The 8,224-nt window shown below is 48.2% G+C and carries 7 protein-coding genes and 2 rRNA genes; 6 read left to right on the top strand and 3 right to left on the bottom strand.

Features of this window, described 5'->3' with window-relative positions; genetic code table 11:
- Window positions 1-10: 10 nt before the first annotated feature.
- Both rrf (ISALK_RS11515) and rrf (ISALK_RS11510) read left to right on the top strand, forming a co-directional pair.
- A 5S ribosomal RNA gene (gene rrf / locus ISALK_RS11515) occupies window positions 11-127 on the top strand.
- Window positions 128-299: 172 nt separating this feature from the next.
- Window positions 300-416, top strand: a 5S ribosomal RNA gene (gene rrf, locus ISALK_RS11510).
- A gap of 187 nt (window positions 417-603) precedes the next feature.
- Here the strand turns inward: rrf (ISALK_RS11510) and ISALK_RS11505 are convergent.
- Together ISALK_RS11505 and ISALK_RS11500 are read right to left on the bottom strand one after the other, a co-directional pair.
- Window positions 604-1,779, bottom strand: a complete 1,176-nt coding sequence (locus ISALK_RS11505) for a M20 family metallopeptidase (RefSeq protein ID WP_236660364.1) — start codon at window positions 1,777-1,779, stop codon at window positions 604-606.
- A gap of 57 nt (window positions 1,780-1,836) precedes the next feature.
- Entirely contained in the window at window positions 1,837-3,228 is a 1,392-nt protein-coding gene (locus ISALK_RS11500; RefSeq protein WP_160722420.1) for an N-acyl-D-amino-acid deacylase family protein, read from the bottom strand.
- A 232-nt stretch (window positions 3,229-3,460) separates the two neighbouring features.
- On the opposite strand from ISALK_RS11500, the gene ISALK_RS11495 reads away from it, so the two are divergent.
- The 4 genes from ISALK_RS11495 (at window position 3,461) to ISALK_RS11480 (ending at window position 6,913) form a co-directional block, all read left to right on the top strand.
- On the top strand, window positions 3,461-4,672 hold the full coding sequence (locus ISALK_RS11495) for a M20 family metallopeptidase (RefSeq protein ID WP_160722418.1): 1,212 nt from the start codon (window positions 3,461-3,463) through the stop codon (window positions 4,670-4,672).
- An 82-nt stretch (window positions 4,673-4,754) separates the two neighbouring features.
- Entirely contained in the window at window positions 4,755-5,063 is a 309-nt protein-coding gene (locus tag ISALK_RS11490; protein ID WP_160722416.1) for a metal-sensitive transcriptional regulator, read from the top strand.
- Window positions 5,064-5,157: 94 nt separating this feature from the next.
- The gene (locus ISALK_RS11485) at window positions 5,158-5,376 is read left to right on the top strand and encodes a heavy-metal-associated domain-containing protein (RefSeq protein ID WP_160722414.1); all 219 of its coding nucleotides are present in this window, start codon (window positions 5,158-5,160) and stop codon (window positions 5,374-5,376) included.
- Window positions 5,377-5,503: 127 nt separating this feature from the next.
- Entirely contained in the window at window positions 5,504-6,913 is a 1,410-nt protein-coding gene (locus tag ISALK_RS11480; protein ID WP_160722412.1) for a YfcC family protein, read from the top strand.
- Between the two features lie 196 nt (window positions 6,914-7,109).
- On the opposite strand, the gene mltG is transcribed toward ISALK_RS11480, so the two are convergent.
- A complete protein-coding gene (gene mltG / locus ISALK_RS11475) occupies window positions 7,110-8,174 on the bottom strand; it encodes an endolytic transglycosylase MltG (protein WP_160722411.1) in 1,065 nt (354 codons plus the stop codon).
- Window positions 8,175-8,224: the final 50 nt, after the last annotated feature.

Here is an 8,224-nt window from a genome sequence, read left to right as displayed (position 1 = left end):
GCACTAGAAATGTCGTGACGAAAGCGAAGAGGTCACACCCGTTCCCATCCCGAACACGGAAGTTAAGCTCTTCAGCGCTGATGGTACTTGGTGGGTGACTGCCTGGGAGAGTAGGTCGTCGCGGCTTTTCTTTGTAAAATTACAAGGAAAAACGGGACAGTAAAGAAATGCTGTCTTAAGATGATGGATAGAAGTTTATAATACTGATTATTCAGCTATACTGAATAAAAAGATTGAATGCTTCGATTGCATCGAAGTACTCCAATCGTGCCAAATGTAAAATTTGGAGGATTGAAGCATGTCGTGACAACAGCAAAGAGGTCATACCTGTTCCCATCCCGAACACAGAAGTCAAGCTCTTTAGCGCTGATGGTACTTGGTGGGCAACTGCCTGGGAGAGTAGGTCGTCGCGACGTTTAATATAGAGTTTCTACCTTGATACCACCGATTTTTAGAGAAGACCTCTAAGATTTCGGTGTTTTTTTATGGTTTTAAAATCATTTCAAAACACAGGATAAATGAAAATAAATGAAAAAGTGTACCAGGGGGTCCGACCCCCTGGTACACTTTTTTCGATTTTTTGATTTTTTGATTTTGGTAATTTTATTTGGGGGTGCGCTGGAACTCCTCTTTGATACTTTGTAGCAGATCCCGGTCCTGTGAAAGTTTGACACCGGTTAAGGCCAGGGCGGTCAAGGTTTGGATCATGGAGTTCAAGGCATAGTCGGTTTTGGTGGCGTCCCGAAATTCCACGGTATGGGCGGAGACGTCTCCGGACTCGATGATATCAAAGTAAGGATGAATGGCGGGAACTGCATGGGAGACATTTCCCATATCCAGGGATCCGGTGCTGCCCTTTTCCTTCTCGATGTTGGTAATACCGAGGGACTGTAACTGCTCGGTGTAAAGATCGGATAACAGCTGATTGGTAACCAAATTATCATAGGGTTTTTCATAGTTATAATAGTCTAAGCTTGCACCGCTGGCCAGCGCTCCAGCCTTAGCACAATTGAGAACCTTCTCCTTCAGTTCCATTAAATAGGTTTTACTGGTGGCCCGGATATAAAACTGAGCCACGGCTTCTCCCGGCACAATATTTGCGGCTTCCCCTCCCTTAGTGATGATCCCGTGGATTCTTGCCGAGGGGAGGATATGCTCCCGAAGGGCATTGATGTTATTAAACATCAATAAAACACCGTCTAAGGCATTGATTCCTTTTTCCGGGGAGGCGGCGGCGTGGGAAGTGCGACCTGTGAATTTAAATTCCAGGGCTTCTAAGGCCAGGGACTTTCCGCTTTGCATATGACTGTCGGCGGGATGGGCCATCAGGGCGGCATCCACATCCTCAAAGCCCCCCTCCTTTACCATGTCCACTTTCCCGCCGCTGGTTTCTTCCGCTGGGGTTCCGAAGACAATAATCCTTCCCCGGAAATCCTCCAGATAGCGAAGGAGGATGGCAGCACCGGTACTCGTGGTACCCAACAGGTTATGTCCGCAACCGTGGCCGATGCCGGGAAGGGCGTCGTATTCCGATAAATAAGCAATGGTCGGGCCCTCTTTGCCGGTATCGTAGGTGGCTTTAAAGGCGGTATCCATACCCAGATAAGGCATTTCCACCGTGAATCCGTGCTTTTGTAATAGCTCTTTATGGGCCTTAGAGGAAAAATGTTCTTCATAGCCCAGTTCCGGGTTATTGAGAATATCATCGCTTAGCTTTTCCAACTCGCTTTTTAGAGACTCTGCTTTTTCCAGGGCTCTTTTGCTTAGTGGTTTTGTCATTGTCATCGCTCCTTTAGCATTGATTATTTGGCTTCGTTGCTCGTTGCCGTAAGGCTTTTAAAGCGTGGGATCCGCGGAGTTATTCTTCGGCCGGGTCCAAAAGGTTCCCAGGTTTTCCCGAAGCAGCTGTTGGTCCTTTACCGCAATTTCTCCGTTGATCAGAACATAGTCGATTCCCTTTGGGGGAAGGGTGGGTTCTTCAAAGGTTGCCCGGTCCAGAATAGTATCCGGGTTAAAAATTACCAGATCCCCATCATAGCCCCTTGCAATTCTCCCTTTTTGGTGTTGAAGCCCCAGGCGTGTAGCGGGAAGCAAGGTCATTTTATAGAGGGCCTCCATCAGGGTGAGGGACTCTTTTTCCCGGACATATTTTCCCAACACCCGGGGAAAAGTCCCTGCAGCCCGGGGATGGCCCTGACCTTCTCGAAGCAGGCCGTCACTGGCGATCATCACCCCGGGCGCCTTCACCGCCAGATCAATATCTTTCTCCTCCATGGCAAAGGCGGCCACCAGCATATCCGGACGCTCCCTGCGAACTTTTTGAAACAGTTCCATATCGCAGTACTGTCCCCGGTAAGGCTCCTCCGTCAGCAGAATAATTTCCGGACCCTTGCCCCAGAGTTCAAAGCAGCCCTCGTCAAACACCGCGGAGCCCAGGAAAGTGCTGAAAGCGTTGTAGGGGTAAGTGTCCACCGTAATATCCAGCCCTTCCCCTTGGGCTTTTTCGATCATGGCCAGGGCTTCATCCATCATGCCGAAGGCGGCGCAACTGGAAATATGGGAGATTTGCATAGGAAGTCCGCTTCGCCGGGAGATTTCAATCATCTCCGCCACGGCCTCCAGGGCGTATTTCGCATCTTTTCGGTAATGAGCTGCCAACAGCAGGTTTTGATTTTTAAAAGGTGCAATCAGTTTTTCCACTTCCTGTATACTGACCCCCGGGGAATACTCCAGACCGAAGGAAACCCCCACCACCCCCAGATCCAGGGCTTTTTGCAGCAGGTCTTTCATTTGATCAATTTCTTTTTCCGTGGCTTCCCGGTAACGGTCTTCAATGCCCACCTGCTCCCGTAGATAGTTATGGCCGATCAGGGAAAGGTAATTTACCGGTGCTCCATACTTGGTAATGTACTGGGAGAAAAAGCTCATATCCATCCGATTATTTCCGCAGTTTCCCGCCAGGGCCGTGGTCACTCCCATTAAGGCTATGTGCTTGGAAATATCGTAATGAATTTTATCCGATCCCTCCCGTAAAAACTCCTCGTGCATATGGATGTCCACAAATCCCGGAGAAACCACTTTATTCTCGGCGTCCAGAATTTTTTCCCCCGGGCCCAGATTTCGACCCAGGTCCACAATTTTACCGGCCCGGATCCCTACATCCTGTTGCTGTAAATCTCCGGTGGCAAAGTTCGGAATCCGTCCGTTAATAATTTTTATATCATACATAAGAGCACCTCCTGTTTTATGGGATTCGAAGAAAAAGAGTTGTGAAAGAATTCTAATTTTTTATATTATACCATAGAGAACGACAAAAATCTTACCCGTGGTGGGGTTGAAGTTCAAGGGAATAGGGTATGAAAACAGTGAAATCAGTCTTATAAATAAGTCTAAGAAACACTACGAAGGAAACTAGAACCAGAAGACTCACGGAATTACTCAAACAAGGAGGGAATAACTGATGAAATCCTTAAAAGGCTTAATCGAAAATCATTACAGGGAAGAGGACTTGATTGAACTCACCCGGGAGCTGATCCGGATTCCCAGTCATGTAAATCATCCCGGCAGAGAACGGGAGGTGGGATTGTTCCTCGGAACCTATTTAAAAGAACGGGGACTGGAAGTGAAAATCGACGAGGTGATGGAAGGTCGGGTTAATGTGATCGCCAGCCTTAAAGGCAGCGGCGGCGGGAAAAATCTGATGCTGAACGGACACCTGGATACGGTGCCTCCCGGAGAGATGGACTTCGACCCCTACGGCGGCCACTTAGTGGAGGGTATGATTCAGGGACGGGGGGCTGTGGACATGAAAGGGCCCATCGCCTCCATGGTAACCATGATGCTGGCCTTGAAAAATTCCGGTATAAAACTGAAAGGGGACGTGATCTTTACCGGAGTGATCGGGGAAGAGGAAAAAAGCGAAGGAACGGAGAAAATTGTAAAAGACGGCATTCAGGCTGACGGAGCGATTGTAGGGGAACCTTCAAGCTATCAGTACTCCGCCGGGCACCGGGGATTGGAATGGCTGGAAATCGAAATCGAAGGAAAGGCCGCCCATGGAGGCATGCCCCATTTAGGGGTGAACGCCATAGAAAAGGCCGCCGTCTTTATTGAACGGGTAAAGCGTGATTTGTATCCGAAGATCAAGGAAAGAAGTCACCCCCTGATGGGGAATTCCGTAATGAATTTCGGCCATATCAACGGAGGAATTCAGCCCAGCACCGTGGCGGGAAAATGCATTATCCAACTGGATCGCCGTTATGTGCCCGGAGAAACCCCGGCCTCCGTCATTAAAGAGTACCAGGATATTATCGATCAGCTGAAAGAAGAGGATGAAACCTTCAATGCCCGAATTAAGCGGATGGAAAACAATATGCTGACCCTGGATCACCTGCCTTTGGCCACACCCCTGGAGGATCCCATTACAAAATCCCTGACCAAGGCCTTGGGCACCGTCCTTGAAAAAGCCCCCGCCCTGTCTACGAAAAGAGGGTGGACCGATGCCTCCCTATTATTCAATTTTGGGAAAATCCCCACCATCGTTTATGGACCGGGAAACATTTCCTATTCCCATACGAGAAATGAGCAGGTGGCGGTACAGGAATTGAAAGAAGCGGTGGAGGTCTACTTCTTAACCGCCGCGGATTTTTGCGGCGTGGAAAAGAAAGGATAGCCCTTTACATACCCTACAGGGGTATGATATAGTAAGAGTAATCAAGGAACAATCACCGTGAAAATTTAGGAGGCGTGAAAAGATGGAAGAGTTTGTGAGACCCACCTCGGAAAAGGCTCCCACCGCCGAAGCGGCGAAAAAACAAAAGGCGTTATTGGATCGAATGAGCCGTATTGAAGGACAGCTTCGGGGCATTCGGAAAATGATCGAACAGGACACCTATTGTGACGATGTGATCAATCAGATAGAAGCCAGCCGCTCCGCCCTAAAGTCGGTGCAGTTGGTGCTTTTGGATAATCACATCAAACACTGTGTGAAGGCTCAACTGCAACAGGGTGAAGATGAGGTCATTGAAGAGGTGTTAAAGACCGTGAAGCGGTTGACGAAATAAGGCTCGCCCAAGTTTTAAAAACCCTTTCGGGCAGGAGCGAAGAAAAAACATTATGGAAAAACAGTAGAACCAATTATCTAAGGAGGCTGAAATAATGAAGAAAAAACTGATTGTCAAAGGCATGAGTTGTATGCACTGTGTATCCGCGGTGAAAGGCGGTCTTGCAGATTTTGGAGAAGTCGAAGATGTGCAGGTGGACTTAGAAGATGAGCGGGTGGAGATTACCTTAAAGGAAGAGCTCTCCGATGAAAAAATCCGACTGTCCATTGAAGACCAGGGCTATGAAGTGGTGGAAATAAAAGACGAAAAGTAAAACTAAAAAGATAAAAAAACAGTGTTAAAGTCACAGTAAAAGGGGTATAGCTTAAGTATGCCCCTTTATTTTTATGCAGATAATTGCATGATTTAACGGGGCAAAAAAACCAAAAGGAGTGAGAACCGTGACAGAAAAGAAAAAGTTTTTTAAAGTACCCCACACTTATGTTATTATCTTTACTATTATTATCATTGCTTTTATTGGAACCTACATCATTCCCGCAGGAGAGTATGAGCGGGTGGAGGATCCCAACACGGGAAGAATGGTTGTAGACGCGGAGTCTTTCGAGTATTTGGAGCCGAATCCCGTACCCTTTTTCTCTTTTGGAGAGGATCATTTGTTTACCGCAATTTATAACGGGATGGAAGCCGCCTCCAATATTATCTTCTTTATCCTGATTGTAGGGGGAGCCTTTGCCATGATCCAAGGCACGGGAGCCGTGGACGCTGGGATCGGTAAGGTGGCCGTCGCCCTGAAGGATCGGGGGATTATTCTGATCCCCGTGCTGATGGCCATATTCTCCGTGGGGGGAGCCACCATCGGTATGGCGGAAGAGGTTATTGTCTTTGTTCCCATTGGCGTGGCCCTGGCCAGAGCTCTGGGCTATGACGCGATTGTAGGAACCGCCATGATAGCCCTGGGGGCTGCTGCAGGCTTTACCGGCGGAGTAGCCAATCCCTTTACCGTCGGGGTGGCCCAGGGAATTGCGGAAATACCGATTTATTCCGCCGCCTGGTACCGGATCATTATTTTATTGGTAACCTTGACGATTGCTGCAATTTATACGATGCGCTATGCCATAAAAGTGAAAAAGGATCCTTCCAAAAGTGTGGTTGCGGAACTGGAAAAGAACACGGAATCCACTTTGGATCTTTCCAACATTCCGGATTTTACGAAATATCATATTTTTACCTTCCTGGTGGTGCTCGCAGGCTTCGGAGTAATGATCTACGGAATCATCGAGTACGGATGGTATATTAAAGAGCTGACTTCGATCTTCTTTATGATGGGTCTGTTTGCATCCTTAGCAGGAGGCGTCGGCCCCAGTCGTACCGCCGGCCATTTCGTGGACGGGGCAAGAACCATTGTGTTCGGTGCCCTGGTAGTAGGTATCGCTCGGGGAATCCTTGTGGTCATGGAACAGGGACTGATTATTGATACGGTTATCTTTGCCATGGGAGAATCCATATCCGGGCTGCCGGATATCATGGCGGCAAACTTGATGTTTGTGGTACAGCTGGTACTCAACTTCTTCATTCCATCGGGAAGCGGACAGGCGGCAACCACCATGCCGATCATGGCACCCTTGGCGGATCTTTTGGAAATGCCGAGACAAATCGCCGTATTTGCCTATCAGTTTGGTGACGGATTTACCAACTCCATTATTCCCACTTCCGGAGTACTGATGAGCTATCTGGCCATTGCTAAGATTCCCTATGAAAAATGGTTCCGTTGGATCCTGCCCCTAATGGGTATGTGGTTCTTATCGGGAGTGATTTTTATGAGTGTGGCGGTAATTATTGGAATCAACTAATAATGGATCGAAACAAAAATTCATAGCATAAGAAATAAACACCCATAAAAAAGATCGAGGGATTTCTTCCTCGATCTTTTTACGGGTGTTATTTTTTCAAGTCTTGGTGCTTTCAATTCTGGATGCTTTCAATTCTGGATGCTTTCAATTTCTAAGGCTTTCAAGTCAGCAGTGCCAAAGGCGGGTAGTGTAAAAGTTAAGGGGCCTCTTCCATAACCTCTTCCTCCGCATCCTGCATTTCCCGATAGGCCGCCACGTTTTCTAAGTGTTCATCGTACGTTTCTGCGAACACATGGCCCTCGGTCCCTACCACATAAAATAAATAGTCATGCTCCGCCGGTTCCAGGGCCGCACGGATGGAAGACTCTCTGGGAGCGGCGATGGGACCCGGGGGAAGACCGTGGTAACGGTAGGTATTATAAGGGTTTTCCACTTCCAAATGTTCGTATAAGACCCGGGTAATATGTTCCTCCCCTTCTCCCACGGCGTAAATCACAGAGGCATCAATTTGCAAACGCATTTCCTGGTTCAGGCGGTTTTCAATAACCCCGGCAATCAAGTCGCTTTCCTCGTCAAAGGCGGTTTCCCGTTCGATCAGGGAAGCCTTGGTGAGGATCTCATGGAGGGAAAGATCCCTTTCATCCATCAGCTCATAATCCTCAGTGGTAAAAACCTGGTTCATACGATTCGCCATAATCTCAACGATCTCCATGGCGCTCTGGTCCTCATCGAAATGATAGGTGTCCGGATATAAATAGCCTTCCAAACTGAAAAACAGGGGGTCTGCATCAAAGCTCAGGGCCTGGTTCTCATAGTAGTCCTCCGTGGCCTCGATGAATTCCTCCCGGGTGGCAAGACCGGAATCCTCCACCCGGGCTCCCATTTCATAAAGGGTAAACCCTTCCGGGAAGGTGACCGCCACGGATTCCCGTTGTTCCCCTACTTGAAGGATTTCAAAGATTTCTGTAAAGGGCTCCTCCGGTGGAATTTCATAGGTTCCGGGACGAATATTTCTATCCACCCCTTCCTCTCCCGCTTGGCGTCGAAACCAATACCGGTTTCTGATGACCCCTTCTTCATGAAGGGTATTGGCCACGGTTCGGAGGCTGTCCCCTTCGGAAATCTCCACGGTAACCGTTTCTTCATTGGCCCCCGTAGAAAGGTAATTGGGGATCAAAGAGAGGTAGCTGTAGACCCCGACGGCGGTAAGAACAGCAAGGGTAATAGCAAGGATTAATAGAATGCGAGCTTTGTTTTTCATAGGATGGTAAACGCTCCTTTTCTGTATTTAAATATAGTTGATAATAAAGG

The organism is Isachenkonia alkalipeptolytica (assembly GCF_009910325.1).
In the GTDB taxonomy this organism is placed as follows: Bacteria; Bacillota; Clostridia; order Peptostreptococcales; family T1SED10-28; genus Isachenkonia; species Isachenkonia alkalipeptolytica.
The sequence above is the reverse complement of the archived record's forward strand: the minus strand, read 5'-3'. Positions and strand labels throughout refer to the sequence as shown.

What these genes read in the sequence shown, in the direction of transcription:
- ISALK_RS11485 (WP_160722414.1), top strand. Translation starts at nt 5,158, where the DNA reads ATGAAGAAAAAACTGATTGTCAAAGGCATGAGTTGTATGCACTGTGTA.
- ISALK_RS11490 (WP_160722416.1), top strand. Translation starts at nt 4,755, where the DNA reads ATGGAAGAGTTTGTGAGACCCACCTCGGAAAAGGCTCCCACCGCCGAA.
- ISALK_RS11500 (WP_160722420.1), bottom strand. Translation starts at nt 3,228, where the DNA reads ATGTATGATATAAAAATTATTAACGGACGGATTCCGAACTTTGCCACC.
- ISALK_RS11505 (WP_236660364.1), bottom strand. Translation starts at nt 1,779, where the DNA reads ATGACAAAACCACTAAGCAAAAGAGCCCTGGAAAAAGCAGAGTCTCTA.
- ISALK_RS11495 (WP_160722418.1), top strand. Translation starts at nt 3,461, where the DNA reads ATGAAATCCTTAAAAGGCTTAATCGAAAATCATTACAGGGAAGAGGAC.
- mltG (WP_160722411.1), bottom strand. Translation starts at nt 8,174, where the DNA reads ATGAAAAACAAAGCTCGCATTCTATTAATCCTTGCTATTACCCTTGCT.